We start from the raw sequence: 16,435 nt of genomic DNA on the forward strand, positions 1-16,435 counted from the left end.
GCGGGGAAAAGCACGCCCGGCGGCGTTACTCTTTAACGTTTATTGGATCGAGGAAGCCGGGCGATGGCGGATCTTCTGTGGTACCAGTACGCGCTGATCGGACTGATCTTCGCCTGGAGCGGCTTCGTGCGCACAAGCCTTGGCTTTGGCGGTGCGGTGCTCGCACTCCCCTTTCTGCTGCTGGTGCACGACGACCCGCTGGTGTTTCTGCCGATCATCGCCATTCACCTTTTGATCTTCTCGAGCTGGATCGCCTGGCAGGGCAATCGCCAGCTCAAGGCGGACACCTCGAACCCCGCCCGCAGCAACATCGACTGGCGCTACCTGAAAAAGGCGCTGAAGATCATGATCGTGCCCAAGCTCATCGGCGTGGTGGGGCTTCTGACCCTGCCGGCCATGATCATGACCAACATCATCTTCGCCATCGTCATCGTCTACGCCGTGGGTTACGTGCTCAACAAGCCGTTCACCAGCCGGCACCGCTACGTGGATGTAGTACTGCTGGGCCTGGGCGGCTACGTCAGCGGCACCTCACTGATCGGCGCACCCTTGATCGTGGCGGTGTTCGCCGCCCACGTGGCGAAGGAGCAGCTGCGCGATACCATGTTCGTGCTCTGGTTCATCCTGGTGGTGATCAAGATGGTCTCGTTCATCGTCGCCGGGGTCGACCTGCAGCTCATCCACCAACTCTGGCTGCTGCCCTGCGCCTTTGCTGGCCACCTGCTCGGCGAGCGCGCCCACCAGGCGCTTCAAAAGGCCGATACGGTGCTGTTCTTTCGCGTGCTGGGGGCGGTACTGATCGCGGTGAGCGTGCTGGGGCTTGCGTTCTCGCTGGCCTCCTAGCCGCTCGCCCACCGCGGGAGCGCCCACCAGCTCGGCAGCAGTGTGCGGATGGCCGGCTGGTCGAAGCGGTCATCAAGCAGCACCACCACGCCTTCGTCCTCGGGGCCTCGAATCACTCGGCCCGCAGCCTGCACCACCTTGACCATGCCGGGAATGCGGTAGGTGTAGGCGTCGCCTTCGCCGAAGCGCGCCTCGAGACGCGCCTTGAGCGCCTCGTTGAAAACGTTGAACGGCGGCAGCCCCAAGGTAGCGATGAAAGCGCCGATCAGCCGGTCGCCGGGCAGATCCACACCTTCGCCGAAGGCGCCGCCGAGCACCGCAAAGCCCACGCCGCGCCCGCCGGGGGTGAAGCGGGCAAGAAACGCCTCGCGCTCGCGCTCCCCCATGCTCCGGGTCTGGGCGAAGGCGGGGATCTCCGGCCAGTCGGCCTGAAAACGCGCCAGCGCCGATTCGAGATAGGCGAAGCTGCTGAAAAACGCCAGGTAGTGGCCGGGCATCTCCCGGTACTGGCCGGCGATGGTCTCGACGATGGGCACGATCGAGCGCTCGCGGTCGCGGTAGCGCGTCGAGATGTGCCGGGCAATCTCTACCTTGAGCTGGTGGGCGGCGAAGGGCGATTCGATTTCGCGCCACACGGTATTCGCGGGCAGGCCGAGCAGGTCGCGGTAGTAGCGCGGCGGGCTCAGGGTGGCGGAAAACAGCACCGCGCTCTGGGCGCGCGCCAGGCGCGGGGCGAGAAAATCCGCCGGAACGACGTTGCGAATACCGAGCACCGCACGGCCTCGCCCGAAGCGGGTCACGTCGCACAGCGAGTGCTCGCCGAAGCTCTCCGCCAGCCGGCAGAACGCCAGCGCCTCGAACAGAAGCTCCTGAAGCTCGAGGCTTGCCGCCTCCGGGTGCTCGCCAAGATACTCGGTGATGGCGCTTGCCACCTTGTGGAGGGCGCCGACGAGCTTGCCGGGCAGTTCCTCGAGCAGGCGGTAGCGCTCGGCGTCACCCTCGCCCTCCGACAGCGTCTTCCACTGGCGCCCAAGCTGATCCAGCGGCTTTTTCAGCGCCGCCGGGGCGGCCTTCTTCGCCTGGCTGAACCGCTTTTGCGATACCTCGGCGCTGTACATGCCCCGGGCACGCTCGACCAGATTGTGGGCCTCGTCGACCAGAAGCCCCACCCGCCACTCAAAGGCCGCTGCCAGGCCGTGAAGCAGCGCGTGGGCATCGAACCAGTGGTTGACGTCGCCCACCACCACGTCCGCCCAGCGCGCCATCTCCTGGCCAAGGTAATAGGGGCAGACGCCGTGTTCCAGCGCCACTTCCCTGAGGGCGCCTCGGTCGAGAAAGCCGCGCGCCACACAGGCCGCGCGTGCCTCGGGCAGGCGATCATAAAAGCCCGCCGCCAGCGGGCAGGCCTCGCCGTGGCAGGCGCGATCGGGATACTCGCAGGCCTTTGCGCGCGCCACCAGCTCGACCACGCGCAGCGGCGTTTCATCGCGGGTGAGCGTTTCCAGCGCCTCGAGCGCCAGCCGCCGCCCGGGGGTCTTCATGGTCAGAAACGCCACCACATCGAGGCGCTTGCGCGCGGCGGCGCGCAGCGTCGGGTAGAGCGTGGCGAGCGTCTTGCCGATACCGGTAGGCGCCTGGGCGAGCAGGCAGCGCCCGGTGCTCGCCGCCTTGAACACATTTTCGGCGAGCTCGCGCTGGCCGGGGCGAAAGCGCGCGTGGGGAAAGGCCAGCGTCTCGAGCGCCTGGTCGCGCACCTCGCGGTGGGCGGCTTCCTGGCGGGCCCAGGCGAGAAAGCGCCGGCACTGTTCATGAAAGAACGCCTGGAGCTCAGAGGCCTCGAAGGTTTCGCTCAGGCGGGTCTCCTTCTGGCTGGTGATCTCGAAGTAGACCAGCGAAAGCGTCACCCGGGGAAGCTCTCGCTCGGCACACAGAAGCGCCCCGTACACCTTCACCTGAGCCCAGTGCAGCGCGCGCTGGTTCTCCGCCATGCGCGAAAGATCGCCGCGGTGGGTCTTCACTTCCTCGAGGCAGTGGGCGGTGGGGTCGAACCCGTCGGCGCGGCCGGACACCGTCAAGCCCTCAAAAGTGGCGGCCAAAGGCAGCTCGGCGAGATAGTCCTCGCCCCGGCGGCTCGCCACCAGCGCATGCCCGGCGATGCCCTCCTGGGCACTGGGCGCCGGAGTGAAGCGGTAGTCGAGATCGCCCCGGCGGGCGGTGAACTCGCAAAGCGCTCTAACCGCGACCCGGTACTCGCTCACGGGGCTTGCTGCCAGCGCACGTGGCACACCTCGACGGGGATGTCGTGGCGAGCGAAGTGGTCGAGCCAGCGGCGCTGGTTGTCCTGCAGCCGATCACCCGGGCCCTTCACTTCGATCAGACGATAGCGCGCGCCGTCGTCGGCCTCGGGGAGGAACTGGATCAGGTCGGGAAACCCCGCGCGGTTGTGCTTCAGGTCCGCCAGCAAGCGGGTGAACACGGCGCGCAGGTGGGCGGCGGGCAGGCAGTGAAGGGCGGTGTCGAGCAGCGCCGGGCTCAGCGCCGGCCAATGGACGAACTGCGAGGCCACGCCCTGCTTGGCGGCGAAGGTGTCGCGCATCGCCTGACGGTAGCTGCCGTCGTCGAGCCGGGCGAGGCAGGCGTCGATGATCGACCGGCGGCGCTCGGCGAAGTCTTCCCGGTAGAGATCCGCCGGAGCGCTGTGGAAGGGGTGGAAAAACGCGCCGGGAAGCGGTTCGAAGATCGCCGGCCACAGCAGCAGGCCGAACAGACCCGTCAGCAGGGTGTTCTCGACGTAGTGGACCGGGGCGTTCGGGGTAGCCAGGTGCTCGGCCACGGCACGCTCCACCGGGCGCGGGCCGGGCAGCGTCAGGGTGCGCTCGACCACGCTTGCGCTTTTCGAGCGCGCCACCGCCGGCCCGCCCAGGCGCCGTTCGAGACGCGGCACCAGCCGTGCCAGCGCCTGGCGCTCGCTGTCGATGGGGTCGGCATCGAGGGCACGGCGAGCGATGTCCAAGGCCCGGGCGTTCTCCCCCCGGCGCTCGAGCAGGCGCAGCAGACGAATGCGCGCGTCGCTACCCTCGGCGCTCTCGAAGAGCGTCACCGCCAGCGCCGTGTCGCCTTGCCGTTCGGCCTCGCGGCCGAGGCTCACCAGCAGACGGTCGCGTCGGGTAGCGAGCCAGCGGTTGGCGCTGGCCGGCGGTACCTTTTCGAACAGCGCCGCCGGGGGCTCGCCCTCGCCGAGCCGCTCGCGCAGGCGGTGCAGGTGCAGGTAGGTGGTGACGTCGTCGCGGTGGGCGAAGGCGCGGGCGTCCGGCGAGAGCGCCACCGGCTCGAAGCGCTGCAGGCCAAGCTCGGTGAGCACGAACTCCGTCCAGTCCTGGCGCAGGTTGCCGAAGAACATCAGCCGCAGCCGGTCGCATACGTCCATCACCGTGAGGCGGACAAGGGCCATCGGCGCCTCGGGCCACCAGGTGGCCAGCGGCTGGACGCTGTCAAGCGTCGGGACGAGGTGCTCGACCAGCGCTTTCTTGGCAGGCGACGCTCCCAGGCCCGCTGCGCGGATCTCATCAATCAGCGCCTGCTTGAGCTCATCGAGCTTCAGATGGTGAAACAGTGCGGCGGCCGCGAGCGCCGGGGCCGGCTCGACCAGCCCCGCCTGGGCCAGTGGCGCCAGCGCCTGATGGGGGTCGCCGATCTCGGGATAAACAAGCTTGTCGGTGCGAAAAAGCTCGCCCTTGCGCATCACCATGCGCGCAAGCAGCGCCTGGGAGGGTCGAGGAAGGGCATCGAAGGCGTCGAGGAAGGCGGTCTCCTCTATGCCTAGCAGGTCGTGGTGGCGCTCGAATACCCAGGCGAGGACGAAACGAAAGTTCGTCAGATAATAGAAGGGGTCATCCAGGGAGGCCGTGGCGGGCGCGGCGAGAACACTGTTCATCCATCCATTCTAACAGCGTCGCGAAAGCGGCGTTAAGCGGTTATTCGTTAACCCACTTTATGCTGCAACAGGACCTCGATGAACTCGGGCACGTCCTCGGGGGTGTCGTCGGCGCTTGCCGGGGTTGTCTCAGGCAGGCGCCTGGGGGGCCGGCCGCTGACCAGCACGTACCACTCGGTTTCGGTGAGGTAGTGCTGGCACCAGCGGCTCAGGCCGTCGGCGATCAGGTGGCTTTCACCCTGCTCGCCGCGAAAGGTGCTGGCAAGGCACAGAAGGTCCTGGCGCGCGGTGCGGGCGCGGGCGTTGCCGCCGTGCACGCGGGAAAGCGGGCAGCGTCGATCGAACGCGGCGTTGATCAAGGCGTTGAGCCAACGCTCCACCTCGTGTGCCTGTATGCCGCCGTAGACTGCCACGCTTTGACTCCTCGCCCCTTCGCATCGTGAAAAGGCGCTAGCCTGCCCCAAATGACCCGCGGTGTCACGCCTTTGCGCCACCCCGGGCCTCGAACCCCTGCAGTACGCTTACCACATTGACACCGATATCGTCCACCGCATAGCCCCCTTCCATCAAAAAGACGGTCGGAAGCCCGGCATCCGCCAGCCGCTCGCCCAGCGCGGTGAAGTCGTCGCGCGTGAAGGTGAAGGTGCTGATCGGATCGTGCTCGAAGATATCCACCCCGAGCGAGACGATCAGAAGCTCGCACTCGATACGAGCGATCTGCGCCAGCGCCTTCTCGAGCGCCTGCATCCAGACGCTGACCGGGGTTTTCGGCGCCATCGGGTAGTTGGCGGTGAAGCCCTCGCCCTCGCCTTCACCGGTTTCATCCGCATAGCCCAGGTAGTAGGGAAAGGTGACCTCCGGGTCGCCGTGCAGCGAGGCGAAGAAGACGTCCGAGCGGCGGTAGAAGATCTGCTGGGTGCCGTTGCCGTGGTGGAAGTCGACGTCGAGCACCGCCACGCGCTTGTAGCCGCGATCCAGCGCGCGCTGGGCGGCGATGGCGGCGTTGTTGAAAAAGCAGTAGCCGCCGAACTGATCCGTGGCCGCGTGGTGGCCCGGAGGGCGACAGAGGCCGAAACTCGGCTCACCACTTTCAAACGTGTGCTCAAGAGCAGCGAGGGCGGTGTCCTTGCTGGCGAGCGCCGCTTCGAACGTGCCTTCGCAGAGCGAAGTTTCCGCTGCCAGGGCGTAGTAGCCAAGCTTTCCGCCAAGCGAACGGGGGATGCGGTCGGAGCGCAACGTGCGCGCCGGCCAGATGCTCGGGATCGCCTCACCGGTGCGGCCTTCGGCCTGCCAGGCGGGCCAGAAGTTGGCAAGGAACTCGATATAGCCTGCGTCGTGTACCGCTTTCACGGGCTCGAGGCCGTAATCATTGGGGGCGCGCACCTCGCCAAGCCCCGCACGCTCGATGGCCTCGAGCACGATCTCCATGCGCCTTGGCGTCTCGAAAGGCGTGACCAGGGTGCTGCCGTAAAGCTCGGTAGTCGCCTGGCGGCGAAAGCTCTGCTCGGAGAAGAACGTCATCATGGCGAAAGCTCCTTGAAAACGGAGGGGTCATCCAGCGCCCAGCACGCCGCCCAGCGGCGCTTCTCGGCGGGGGTCTGCTGCTTCAGCCGGTACTCGGCGCGGCTCGCCTCGGCGCGGTTCTCAAACGGCTGCGCGCCGAGTATCGCGTGAGGCGGATTGGCCCGAGTGTAGCGCGCGCCCTTGCCCTGGCAGTGGGCGTGGTAGCGCCGAGCCAGGTCGTTGGTGATGCCCGCGTAAGTGCCGCGCCGGCACTCCAGCAGATAAAGATACCACGGCGCCCGTGCGCCTTCGCCGTCAGCCACTGCAGCACGCCTTGAACTTGCGATGACTTCCGCATGGGCAGCGCTCGTTGCGCCCAAGCTTGAGTCTTGCAAGGCGCGGCTCACCGTCGAGGTAGTACCAGCGCCCGGCCTCGAACACGAAGCGCGAGACTTCCTCCAGCGCATGCCAGCCGCCCTCAAAAAAGTACGCCGTGAAATGCACCGTGCCACGCCCGCCTTCCGGCTTAGGGGCGTTCTCGATGGAAAGCCGTTTCCACTGCGTGCTCGGGTCCGGCGCAAGCGTTTGAGGCCGCGTACTCGGGTGCCAGGTGGCCCTCAGGTAGTCGACCAGATCGAGCGCGAAGGCGGTGTAGCGCGAGCGCATCAGCGCCTCGGGCGTGGGGGCGGGTGTGCCCTGGTGGTAGACGTGACAGCACGCTTGGTACACGGCGTCACTGCCGCAGGGGCAACTTGTCATCAGGCTCGAGGTCATAACGGTGGCCCCATCAACGCGGGTGCATCGGGCCTTTTTCCTGTATCGGTAACGGTCGATATGGGTATAGTAGCAGAGTCACATCGCCAAAAAAGACGGAGTACGACACACGCCCTAACCATCTTTCCAGACGCAACGGAGGTTCGCATGAAGGTATACAGACCGGAGTGGCAGTGCACGTTCAGCGTAAACGAGGGCGCGGTAGACGCGGCCCGCTGGAAAGAGCGATTCGCCTGGCGACTCAGGCAGTGGGCCGACCGCCTCCAGGGCGGCGGTCGTACGGTTCGAATCGATTGCCGCGTCACGCCTGCGATCAGCCGGGCCGAGGTGGACACGTGCCTGGTCAAGGGTTTCGAGGTCACCCAAGGCCTGATCACCCAGCTCGCCCACCAGCAGGCCTGCGAGCAGGTGATGCGCGACGCCAAGGCGGAGCTTTACGAGGAGCACTCCTCGCCCTGACGAAAACGTTTATTGATACCAAAACACCCGCACAAGGCGGGTGTTTTCGTTGGTGGCTTGTCGCCCGTGCCGGGTAGCCCTACGCGAGGGCGCTGTGAATACCTCCCTGTACGCTACTTTCGCCTTCCTTGGCGAAAGACCCTCGCTACGGGCTACCCGACACTACCAACAGTGGCCTCGAAAGCTTCGACGATCATCCCTCGAACGGCGCCTCCAGCGCCCGGCCCATCCGGGTCATGAATTCGACGCACGCATCGAGCTCGCTCTTCTCGATGTACTCGTCCGGCTGGTGGGCCTGGGCGATGCTGCCCGGGCCCAGGATGATCGTCTGCAGCCCCTGGCCCTGGAACTGGCCGGCCTCGGTGGCGTAGGCCACCGCATGGTTTGCGCACTCGCCGGGCAGGTGATCCTTGGCCAGGCGCAGCACGGCGGCGTTGTCGCGATCGGCCAGGCCCGGCACGGTGACGTTGAGCGCCTCGGTTGCGATCTCGACGCGCTTGCCGCGCGCTTCGAGCTCGGTCTTGAGCGAGGCAGCGTAGGCGGTGAATCGCGCGAAGATCTCCTCGAAGGTTTCCGTGGGAAGGTGGCGGATCTCCCACTCGAAGGTGCATTCGCGGGCCATGATGTTGATCGCCGTGCCGCCCTTGATCCTGCCCACGTGGAGGCTCGTGTGGGGCACGTTGAAGGCCTCGTCCACCCGTCCCTCGTCCACCAGCGCGGCCATGGTGTCCTCGATGAAAGTGACCAGCCGCGCGGCGACGTGGATCGCCGAGGTGCCCTGGTTGACCTGGCTGCTGTGCGCCTCGCCCCCGGTGACCGTGGTGCGCAGGTTGGTCGCGCCCTTCTGGGCCACCACCGGCTGCATCAGGGTCGGCTCGCCGACGATCACGTGCGCCGTGGTGGAGTAGTGCTCGAAAAAGCGCTCGATCAGCGCAGGCGCTCCGACGCAGCCGACCTCCTCGTCATAGGAGAAGCCGAAGTAGATCGGCTGGGCGAGCGGCGCCTTGACCCACTCGGGAACCAAAGACAGCGCGCAGGCGATGAAGCCCTTCATGTCGCAGCTGCCGCGGCCATAGAGCCGACCATCGCCGCCATCGTGCAGGGTGAACGGGTCCGTCGACCAGGGCTGGCCCTCGACCGGCACCACGTCGGTGTGGCCGGAGAGCATCACTCCGCCCGGCGCGTCCGGGCCGATGCGGGCGATCAGGTTCGCCTTGGTGCCACACGGGCTCGTCACCCGCTCCGAGGCGACGCCGTAGCCGGCGAGGTACTCCTCCACGAACGCGATCAGCGCGAGGTTGGAGCCTTTGGACGTGGTATCGAAGGCGACCAGGCGGGTCAGTAGCGAAATGGCGTCAGTCATGGGGCTCTCTCACAGAGCTCTCTCACAGAGCTCTCGCTGGTTGTGCAATGGCGTCCACCCTATCACCGGCCACTGCCCTCGCCTACTGCCAAAGTTGCATGAGCCTCGCGTTCGTCGCCGGTTATCGTTCATCAGTTTGTCATCTAAACTCACTACTGTTCGGTGCACCCAAAACCTCAACAAACGCACTGTGCCACCTGGCGATGCCAGGGCGACAAGGAGCCTACTATGCCTCGTTTCACGTTACGCGCGCTGTCGGTCGGTATCGCGGCCGCCACCCTGAGCGTTTCCGCCCAGGCGGCGACCGACATCACCTGGTGGCACTCCATGGGCGGCGAGCTCGGCGAGCGCCTGGTCGGCCTGGCCGAGGAGTTCAACGCCACCCAGGACGAGTACCGGGTCGTTCCCTCTTACCGGGGCGAGTACGAGCAGACCATGGTCAACACCATCGCCGCCTTCCGCGCCGGCGAGCAGCCGCACATCGTGCAGATCTACGAAGTGGGCACCGGCACCATGATGGCCGCCCGCGGCGCGATCTACCCGGTATTCGAGCTGATGGAAGAGCACGGCAACACCTTCGACCCCAATGACTACCTGCCCGTGGTGACCGGCTACTACACCGACACCGACGGCAACATGCTCTCGATGCCGTTCAACTCCTCGACGCCGATCCTCTACTACAACAAGGACGCCTTCGAGGCCGCCGGGCTCGATCCGGAAACGCCGCCGACCACCTGGGCGGAAATGGGCGAGATGGGCCAGCAGATCGTCGATGAAGGCGCGGCGCCCTGCGGCTTCACCATGGCCTACGCCGCCAACTGGATCGGTCTCGAGAACTTATCGGCGCTGCACAACCAGCCGATTGGCACCAAGGAGAACGGCTTCGGCGGGCTCGACACCGAGTTCGACTTCAACGGCGAGGTGCAGGCGCGCTTCTGGGATCAGTTGAAGGAGTGGAGCGACAGCGGCGTCTACAGCTACGGCGGCCCGGCCAGCGGTCCGGACGCGGCGCCCTCGTTCTACGCCGGCGACTGCGCGATGTACATGAACTCCTCGGCCTCGCGCGCCGACGTGCTGGCCAACTCGGATTTCGAGGTCGGTTTCGGCATGCTGCCTTATTATGATGACGTCGAGGGCGCGCCGCAGAACTCGATCATCGGCGGCGCGACCCTGTGGGTGCTTTCCGGCCACGAAGACGACGAGTACGCCGGCGTGGCGGCGTTCCTCGAGTACCTGTCGCTGCCGGAGGTGCAGGCCGAGTGGCACCAAGGCACCGGGTACCTGCCGATCACTACCGCAGCGTTCGAGCTGAGCCAGGAGCAGGGCTACTACGACGAGAATCCGGGCGCGGACATCGCCATCGAGCAGATCAACCTCAACGAGCCCACCGAGAACTCCAAGGGTCTGCGTTTCGGCAACTACCCGCAGGTGCGCATGATCCTCGACGAGGAGTTCCAGGCGGTGCTGGCGGGTTCCAAGGATGGCCAGCAGGCGCTGGACGACGCGGCGCGCCGCGGCGACCAGATCCTGCGTGACTTCGAGTCGGCCAACAACTGATCCCGCCCCCTGAAGTGCTCCGGCCCTCAGGGCCGGGGCGTGTCGTGACCGCCATCCCATGGGCCCGGCCGGGCCCATGGGATGGTGCGTTTCCCGACTCATTCCCGGCGGCTTGCCGCCTCGTGCACCCGCAAGACAGGACGTGCCATGCAGACCAAACGCTCCACCTACCGGCATCGGTGGCTTCCCTACCTTCTGCTCGCGCCGCAGCTCGCCATCACCCTGGTGTTCTTCATCTGGCCGGCGAGCCAGGCGGTGAAGTCGAGCTTCGAGCGCACCGATGCCTTCGGCTTCAAGACCACCTTCGTCGGGCTCTCCAACTACGCCCGCGTACTGGCGGATCCGGGCTATCTCAACGCTTTGGGTCGCACCGCGATCTTCGCCGTCTCGGTCACCGTGCTCTCGATGGGGGTAGCGCTGCTGCTGGCGGTGTGCGTCAACCGGGTCATCAAGAGCGCGCGGTTCTACACCACGCTGCTGGTCTGGCCCTACGCCGTTGCCCCGGTGGTCGCCGGGGTGCTGTGGTGGTTTCTGTTCAACCCGACCATCGGGCTCTTGCCGCACCTGCTTGACTGGTTCGGCATCAACTGGAACCACCGCGTCTCCGGTACCCAGGCGATGATCCTGATCACCATTGCCGCCGCCTGGAAGCAGATCTCCTACAACTTCCTGTTCTTTCTGGCCGGGCTCCAGTCGGTCCCGCACTCGCTGATCGAGGCCGCCGCCATCGACGGCGCCACGCCGTTCAAACGCTTCTGGACCATCGTCTTCCCGCTCCTGTCGCCGACCACCTTCTTTCTGATGATCATCAACATCAACTACGTGATGTTCGACACCTTCGGGGTCATCGACGCCACCACCGCCGGCGGCCCTGGCACCGCCACCATGACGCTGGTCTACAAGGTCTACACCGACGGCGTGGCGGGACTCAACATCGGTTCCTCGTCAGCCCAGTCGGTGATTCTGATGGGCATCGTCATCCTTCTGACGTTCATCCAGTTCCGCTATGTGGAACGCCGGGTCAACTACTAGTGCGCCCAGGTTATGACATCAAAGGTTATGACATCACAGGTCATCGACATCAAAGGCTATCGACATGGTTGAAAACAGACGCTTTCTCAATGTGCTGACCCATCTGGTACTCATCATCGGTGTCTTGGTGGTGGCGTTTCCAGTGTATGTCGCGTTCATCGCCTCGACTCACGAGGCCGGCGCCTTCGTGCGCGGGGTGATCCCGCTCACCCCCGGCGACCATTTCTGGGCTACCTACTCGCAGATGCTCGGCTCGGGCTGGCAGGTGGCGGGCGCGCCGCCGGTGTGGCTGATGCTGGCCAACTCGACCATCATGGCGCTGGCCATCGCCTTCGGGAAGATCACCATCTCGATCCTCTCGGCCTTCGCGATCGTCTACTTCCGCTTTCGCTTTCGCCTGCTGGCGTTCTGGATCATCTTCATCACCCTGATGCTGCCGGTGGAGGTGCGCATCATTCCTACCTACGCTGTGGTGGCGAACCTGGGAATGCTCAACTCCTACGCCGGCCTCACCCTGCCCCTGATCGCCTCGGCCACGGCGACGTTTCTGTTTCGCCAGTTCTTCATGACCGTTCCCGAGGAGCTGATGGAGGCGAGCCGCGTCGATGGCGCAGGACCCATGAAGTTCTTCAAGGACATCCTGCTGCCGGTATCCATCACCAATATCGCGGCATTGTTCGTGATCATGTTCATCTACGGCTGGGTGCAGTACCTGTGGCCGCTGCTGGTCACCACCCAGGAGGATTTCTACACCATCGTACTCGGCATCAAGCGCCTGATGGCCTCTTCTGATCGGGTGCCCGCCTGGAACCTGATCATGGCCACGGTGACGCTGGCCATGGTGCCGCCGGTGATGGTGGTGCTGTTGATGCAGAAACTGTTCGTGAAAGGCCTGACCGAGACGGAGAAATAAGATGGCCAGTATTACCTTGGAAGGGCTGAAGAAGACCTACGCCGGCGACGTCCAGGCGGTGAAGGGCGTGGACCTTGCGATCAAGGATGGCGAGTTCGTGGTGCTGGTGGGCCCATCGGGCTGCGGTAAGTCCACGCTCCTGCGCATGGTGGCCGGGCTCGAGACGATTTCCGACGGCACGCTCAAGATCGGCGACCGGGTGGTCAACGACCTCGAACCCGCCGAGCGCGACATCGCCATGGTGTTCCAGAACTACGCGCTCTACCCGCACATGACGGTCTACAACAACCTCGCCTACGGGCTCAAGAACCGTGGCTTCAAGAAGCCCGAGATAGAGGAACGGGTACGCCACGCTGCCAGAATGCTCGAGATCGAGGAGTTCCTTACCCGCAAGCCGCGCCAGCTCTCCGGCGGCCAGCGCCAGCGCGTGGCGATGGGCCGGGCGCTGGTGCGCGAGCCCGCCGCTTTCCTGTTCGACGAGCCGCTGTCGAACCTGGACGCCAAGCTGCGCGTGCAGATGCGCGTCGAGATCAAGCAGCTGCAGCGCCGGCTCAAGACCACCAGCCTCTACGTCACCCACGACCAGCTCGAGGCCATGACCCTGGGCGACCGGCTGGTGGTGTTGAACGCCGGGCAGATCGAGCAGGTGGGCACGCCCATGGAGATCTACGCCCGCCCGGCGAGCATGTTCGTGGCAAGCTTCATCGGCTCGCCGGCGATGAACATGGTGCCCGTCGAGTATCTGGCCACGCGAAGCACGGAGTCACTGCTCGACGACCTGCCCGCGGGCACCGACGTGGTCGGTATCCGCCCGGACGATATGCACCTGACACCGCCAAGCACCCCGCACCTGGTGGTCGAGTCGACGCTGGCGCTTTTCGAGGCCGCCGGCGCCGAGAGCCACCTCTACGTGCGCTTATCCGAAAGCGATCAGCCCACGGTGATCCGCGTCAGCGGCCAGCCGCCCGTTCGTGAAGGCGAGACGCTGCGTCTTTACGTTGCCCGCGAGGCGCTGCACCCCTTCGACAGCGCCTCGGGCAAGCGTACCGGCGGCTAGTCGCGCGCCCGGTCGACGATGCGCCCCTCTACCCGGGGCGCGACGTCGCCCTGCTCCACCAGGTAGTCGCGCAGCATCTCCCAGTCGGTATTGCCAACGATATGGCTGCGGTCATCATCGTGCGCGGCTTCGAGCGCCGCGTGTTCGTCGCCGCCGGCGGCGGTGAAGTTGTTGGTGGCGATCACGTAGGTGCGTGCCGGGTCGATCTCCGCGAGCTCACCGTTCTCGGTCACCTTCAGGCTCACTACCCGCTCGCCCGCCGGCGCGCGGCTGTCATACACCACCTCGGTGCCGTTTGATACCTGCAGGAAGGCGCCGCTCTCCTCCGGGGCGCTGGCCAGCGCAATCTCGAAGGTCTGCAGAAGCTCCGCGCCGGTCACGTCCATCAGCGTCAGGCGGTTGCCGAAGGGCTGCACGGCGATCAGTTCGCCCACGGTCACCGGGCCTTCGGGGATTGGCTCGCGGATGCCGCCGCCGTTTTGCAGCGCCATCACGGTCTGCGGGCTCACCCGACGGGCGGCGGCGAGCTGACCGTCACTGATCAGGTTGCCCAGCGCCGTCTCGTCGGCGCGCACACTCTGTTCGTCGCCGTTGCCGTGGCGCGGGTTGGCAAGCGCCGTGTCCAGTACCACGCCCACCTCGGCGTCGCGCAGCTCCTCGATGCGGGCGGTATAAGGCTCGAGCATCGCGGCGGCCTCCACGTCCGGCTCGAAATCTTCCGCCGCCAGCAGCTCGCCTTGAGAGGCCGTCACCACGCCGTCGTCATCGAAGGTGACCTGCATCACGCCCAGATACTTGCCGTACTCGTTCGCCTGGCCGATCACCGTGGGCGCCTTCGCCTCGCCCTGGTCGTTCTCGGCCACGGTGACGGGCGACTCGAGCCGGGTGTGGCTGTGCCCGCCGATGATGACGTCGATGCCCTCGACGTGCTGAGCCAGCAGCAAATCGTTGCCCACGCTCGGGTCGCTGTCGAACCCCAGGTGCGTCAATGCGACGATCTTGTTGACTCCTTGGGCGTCGAACGCCGCCACCATCGCCTCGGCCGCCGCGCGGTAGTCGCCAATGGTGACGTTGCCCGGGCTCGAGACGGTTTCGCTCGATTGGGTGCTGAGGCCGAACACGCCGATGCGCTCGCCGCCCTGCTCGAGGATCACGCCGTCGTACAGGTGGCCGGGCTGCGGCTCGGTGCCGATCGACTCACCCAGCAGCTCGCTGAATTCCGGCGCAGCGGAGAAGTCCAGGTTCGCGCCGACGATGGGAAAGTCGGCGGCCTCGAAGAACGCGGCCAGCGCCTGGTGGCCGCTCTCCGGGTCGTTCAGGTCGAACTCGTGGTTGCCGGGCACGAAGGCGTCGACGCCCATCCGGTTCATGAATTCGACGGCATCCAACCCCTTGAACTCGTTGAAGTAGAGCGTACCGGAGAAGATGTCCCCGGCATCGAGCAGCAGCCCCTCGCCGTACTCGGCGCGCGCCTTCGCCAGCGCCGTGACGAGCTGAGGGTACTGGTCGGTGCGCCCGTGCAGGTCGTTGGTGTGGTAGATCGTCAGCGTAAAGGGTTCGGCGAAGGCGGCAGGGCACAACGCCAGCAGCGCCACTCCCACAGGTAACGAAAGACGTGAAACGGACATGACAGCTCCTTTGGATAGTGTGTTCGCTTGATTCGCTCGACCGGCTTTCGCGAGCTCGCTTGGGACAGTATTAACACTGTTCATGACGTTTCTTAAGCAGAGAGTAAGTCATCGAGGGTGATGACTTTTGACAACACCCACGCATCTCCTAGGCTGAAAGTCTGGCGCAAGCCCCCTACTTTCGTTCAACAAGGATGTGCAGAATGAAATATCGCCCGTTGGGAAATTCCGGCCTGCTGGTTTCGGAAATCGTGCTGGGTACCGTGCCTTTCGGGGGCAGCGGTGGCTTCGAAAAGGCGGCGAGCGTGGACGTACAAGGCGCGCGCCGCCAGATCGACCTGGCCCTGGATGCCGGCGTGAACCTGATCGACACCGCCGACCTCTACTCCATGGGGGAAGCCGAGGAGATCGTCGGCAAGGCGCTCGGCGCCAAGCGTCACGACATCATCCTCGCCTCCAAGGCCCGAAGCCCTCTGGGCGACAACCCCAACCACAGTGGCTTTTCCCGCTACCACCTGATCAACGCCTGCGAGGCGAGCCTCAAGCGCCTGGGCACCGACCATATCGATCTTTACCAGATACACAACTGGGACGGCGTGACGCCAGTCGAGGAGATGCTCTACGCGCTGGACCACCTGGTGCAAAGCGGCAAGATCCGCTACCACGGCACGTCCAACTTCACCGGCTGGCAGATGATGAAGACCCTCGGCAGGGCCGAACTCCACAATCTGGCAGGGCCGATCAGCCAGCAGATCTACTACACGCCGGAATCCCGCGAGGCGGAGTACGAGCTGATGCCGCTGGCGATCGACCAGAACGTCGGCACGCTGGTGTGGGGGCCGCTTGGCGAGGGCTTGTTCAACGGCAAGGTACGCCGCGGCCAGAAGGCGCCGAAGGGCACGCGCCAGGGCAACGGCTGGCCGGAGCCCTACGTTCACGACATGGAGCGCGCCTACGACATCATCGAGCTGCTCGCCGAGATCGGCGAGGCTCACGGTGCCTCGATTCCGCGCACGTGCCTGGCCTGGCTGAAGGATCGCCCGGGGGTCACGGCCTTGATTGTCGGCGCGCGAAGCGAAGAGCACCTCGCGGACGACCTGGCTGCCGCCGAGATGACCCTGACGCCGGAGGAGATCGAGCGCATCGAAGCCGCCACCCGCCCGGCACCCCAGTACCCCTACTGGCACCGCGTGGTCGCCGGCATGGACCGTATCGACAAGGCCGAGCGGCCTTTCATCGACCAGTACCGCAAGACCATTGAGAAACGACGCGACGAGCGCTGAAAAGAGCGGCGCCAAAAAGCCGGCGCGGGAGGGCCGCGCCGGCAAGGATCGATAACATCAAACTCGCAAGGAGGGCGCCCCATGGGCGC

The 16,435-nt window shown here is 65.7% G+C and carries 15 protein-coding genes; 7 read left to right on the top strand and 8 right to left on the bottom strand.

Annotated features, from left to right (window positions below; translation table 11 throughout):
- The first annotated feature begins 63 nt into the window (after positions 1-63).
- Complete coding sequence (locus tag GEV37_RS04455) at positions 64-843, top strand: sulfite exporter TauE/SafE family protein (RefSeq protein ID WP_227389011.1); 780 nt, start codon at positions 64-66, stop codon at positions 841-843.
- On the opposite strand, the gene GEV37_RS04460 is transcribed toward GEV37_RS04455, so the two are convergent.
- The 6 genes from GEV37_RS04460 to GEV37_RS04485 form a co-directional block, all read right to left on the bottom strand.
- Positions 840-3,101, bottom strand: coding sequence for an ATP-dependent DNA helicase (locus GEV37_RS04460; RefSeq protein ID WP_227389013.1), 2,262 nt, complete (start codon positions 3,099-3,101; stop codon positions 840-842). The two genes, GEV37_RS04455 and GEV37_RS04460, sit on opposite strands and share 4 nt — an antisense overlap.
- A complete protein-coding gene (locus tag GEV37_RS04465) occupies positions 3,098-4,777 on the bottom strand; it encodes a VRR-NUC domain-containing protein (protein WP_227389014.1) in 1,680 nt (559 codons plus the stop codon). The genes GEV37_RS04460 and GEV37_RS04465 overlap by 4 nt, the downstream gene beginning before the upstream one ends.
- 47 nt (positions 4,778-4,824) lie before the next feature.
- A complete protein-coding gene (locus tag GEV37_RS04470; protein WP_227389016.1) occupies positions 4,825-5,190 on the bottom strand; it encodes a hypothetical protein in 366 nt (121 codons plus the stop codon).
- A gap of 64 nt (positions 5,191-5,254) precedes the next feature.
- Complete coding sequence (locus tag GEV37_RS04475) at positions 5,255-6,301, bottom strand: histone deacetylase family protein (RefSeq protein WP_227389018.1); 1,047 nt, start codon at positions 6,299-6,301, stop codon at positions 5,255-5,257.
- Positions 6,298-6,603: a GIY-YIG nuclease family protein gene (locus GEV37_RS04480; protein WP_227389020.1), complete on the bottom strand. Its 306-nt coding sequence runs from the start codon at positions 6,601-6,603 to the stop codon at positions 6,298-6,300. Before GEV37_RS04480 ends, GEV37_RS04475 begins: the two co-directional genes overlap by 4 nt.
- Positions 6,596-7,039 (bottom strand): YchJ family protein, encoded by a 444-nt coding sequence (locus GEV37_RS04485; RefSeq protein WP_227389022.1) that lies wholly within the window; start codon positions 7,037-7,039, stop codon positions 6,596-6,598. The genes GEV37_RS04480 and GEV37_RS04485 overlap by 8 nt, the downstream gene beginning before the upstream one ends.
- A gap of 162 nt (positions 7,040-7,201) precedes the next feature.
- Between GEV37_RS04485 and GEV37_RS04490 the strand changes: the two genes are divergently transcribed.
- Positions 7,202-7,513, top strand: coding sequence for a hypothetical protein (locus GEV37_RS04490; protein ID WP_227389023.1), 312 nt, complete (start codon positions 7,202-7,204; stop codon positions 7,511-7,513).
- Between the two features lie 193 nt (positions 7,514-7,706).
- Here GEV37_RS04490 and argE read toward each other — a convergent pair whose 3' ends face one another.
- On the bottom strand, positions 7,707-8,876 hold the full coding sequence (argE, locus tag GEV37_RS04495; RefSeq protein WP_227389025.1) for an acetylornithine deacetylase: 1,170 nt from the start codon (positions 8,874-8,876) through the stop codon (positions 7,707-7,709).
- A gap of 228 nt (positions 8,877-9,104) precedes the next feature.
- On the opposite strand from argE, the gene ugpB reads away from it, so the two are divergent.
- From ugpB to GEV37_RS04515, 4 genes are all read left to right on the top strand, one after another.
- Positions 9,105-10,433 (top strand): sn-glycerol-3-phosphate ABC transporter substrate-binding protein UgpB, encoded by a 1,329-nt coding sequence (ugpB, locus tag GEV37_RS04500; RefSeq protein ID WP_227389027.1) that lies wholly within the window; start codon positions 9,105-9,107, stop codon positions 10,431-10,433.
- A gap of 147 nt (positions 10,434-10,580) precedes the next feature.
- Positions 10,581-11,465 carry a sn-glycerol-3-phosphate ABC transporter permease UgpA gene (gene ugpA / locus GEV37_RS04505; protein ID WP_227389028.1) on the top strand — a complete coding sequence of 295 codons (885 nt, stop codon included), beginning with the start codon at positions 10,581-10,583 and terminating at the stop codon, positions 11,463-11,465.
- A gap of 64 nt (positions 11,466-11,529) precedes the next feature.
- Positions 11,530-12,378 carry a sn-glycerol-3-phosphate ABC transporter permease UgpE gene (gene ugpE / locus GEV37_RS04510; RefSeq protein ID WP_227389029.1) on the top strand — a complete coding sequence of 283 codons (849 nt, stop codon included), beginning with the start codon at positions 11,530-11,532 and terminating at the stop codon, positions 12,376-12,378.
- 1 nt (position 12,379) lies between these two features.
- Complete coding sequence (locus GEV37_RS04515) at positions 12,380-13,435, top strand: sn-glycerol-3-phosphate import ATP-binding protein UgpC (protein ID WP_227389030.1); 1,056 nt, start codon at positions 12,380-12,382, stop codon at positions 13,433-13,435.
- Here GEV37_RS04515 and GEV37_RS04520 read toward each other — a convergent pair.
- Complete coding sequence (locus GEV37_RS04520; RefSeq protein WP_227389031.1) at positions 13,432-15,063, bottom strand: bifunctional metallophosphatase/5'-nucleotidase; 1,632 nt, start codon at positions 15,061-15,063, stop codon at positions 13,432-13,434. The two genes, GEV37_RS04515 and GEV37_RS04520, sit on opposite strands and share 4 nt — an antisense overlap.
- A 203-nt stretch (positions 15,064-15,266) precedes the next feature.
- On the opposite strand from GEV37_RS04520, the gene GEV37_RS04525 reads away from it, so the two are divergent.
- The gene (locus GEV37_RS04525) at positions 15,267-16,346 is read left to right on the top strand and encodes an aldo/keto reductase (RefSeq protein WP_227389032.1); all 1,080 of its coding nucleotides are present in this window, start codon (positions 15,267-15,269) and stop codon (positions 16,344-16,346) included.
- Positions 16,347-16,435 lie beyond the last annotated feature (89 nt).

Source organism: Vreelandella malpeensis (assembly GCF_020622355.1).
GTDB classification, from domain to species: domain Bacteria; phylum Pseudomonadota; class Gammaproteobacteria; order Pseudomonadales; family Halomonadaceae; genus Vreelandella; species Vreelandella malpeensis.

Bases quoted from the DNA above. Each gene is read 5' to 3' on its own strand.
- GEV37_RS04455 (WP_227389011.1), top strand. From the start codon at position 64: ATGGCGGATCTTCTGTGGTACCAGTACGCGCTGATCGGACTGATCTTC.
- GEV37_RS04465 (WP_227389014.1), bottom strand. From the start codon at position 4,777: ATGAACAGTGTTCTCGCCGCGCCCGCCACGGCCTCCCTGGATGACCCC.
- GEV37_RS04475 (WP_227389018.1), bottom strand. From the start codon at position 6,301: ATGATGACGTTCTTCTCCGAGCAGAGCTTTCGCCGCCAGGCGACTACC.
- GEV37_RS04485 (WP_227389022.1), bottom strand. From the start codon at position 7,039: ATGACAAGTTGCCCCTGCGGCAGTGACGCCGTGTACCAAGCGTGCTGT.
- GEV37_RS04490 (WP_227389023.1), top strand. From the start codon at position 7,202: ATGAAGGTATACAGACCGGAGTGGCAGTGCACGTTCAGCGTAAACGAG.
- argE (WP_227389025.1), bottom strand. From the start codon at position 8,876: ATGACTGACGCCATTTCGCTACTGACCCGCCTGGTCGCCTTCGATACC.
- ugpB (WP_227389027.1), top strand. From the start codon at position 9,105: ATGCCTCGTTTCACGTTACGCGCGCTGTCGGTCGGTATCGCGGCCGCC.
- ugpA (WP_227389028.1), top strand. From the start codon at position 10,581: ATGCAGACCAAACGCTCCACCTACCGGCATCGGTGGCTTCCCTACCTT.
- ugpE (WP_227389029.1), top strand. From the start codon at position 11,530: ATGGTTGAAAACAGACGCTTTCTCAATGTGCTGACCCATCTGGTACTC.
- GEV37_RS04515 (WP_227389030.1), top strand. From the start codon at position 12,380: ATGGCCAGTATTACCTTGGAAGGGCTGAAGAAGACCTACGCCGGCGAC.
- GEV37_RS04520 (WP_227389031.1), bottom strand. From the start codon at position 15,063: ATGTCCGTTTCACGTCTTTCGTTACCTGTGGGAGTGGCGCTGCTGGCG.
- GEV37_RS04525 (WP_227389032.1), top strand. From the start codon at position 15,267: ATGAAATATCGCCCGTTGGGAAATTCCGGCCTGCTGGTTTCGGAAATC.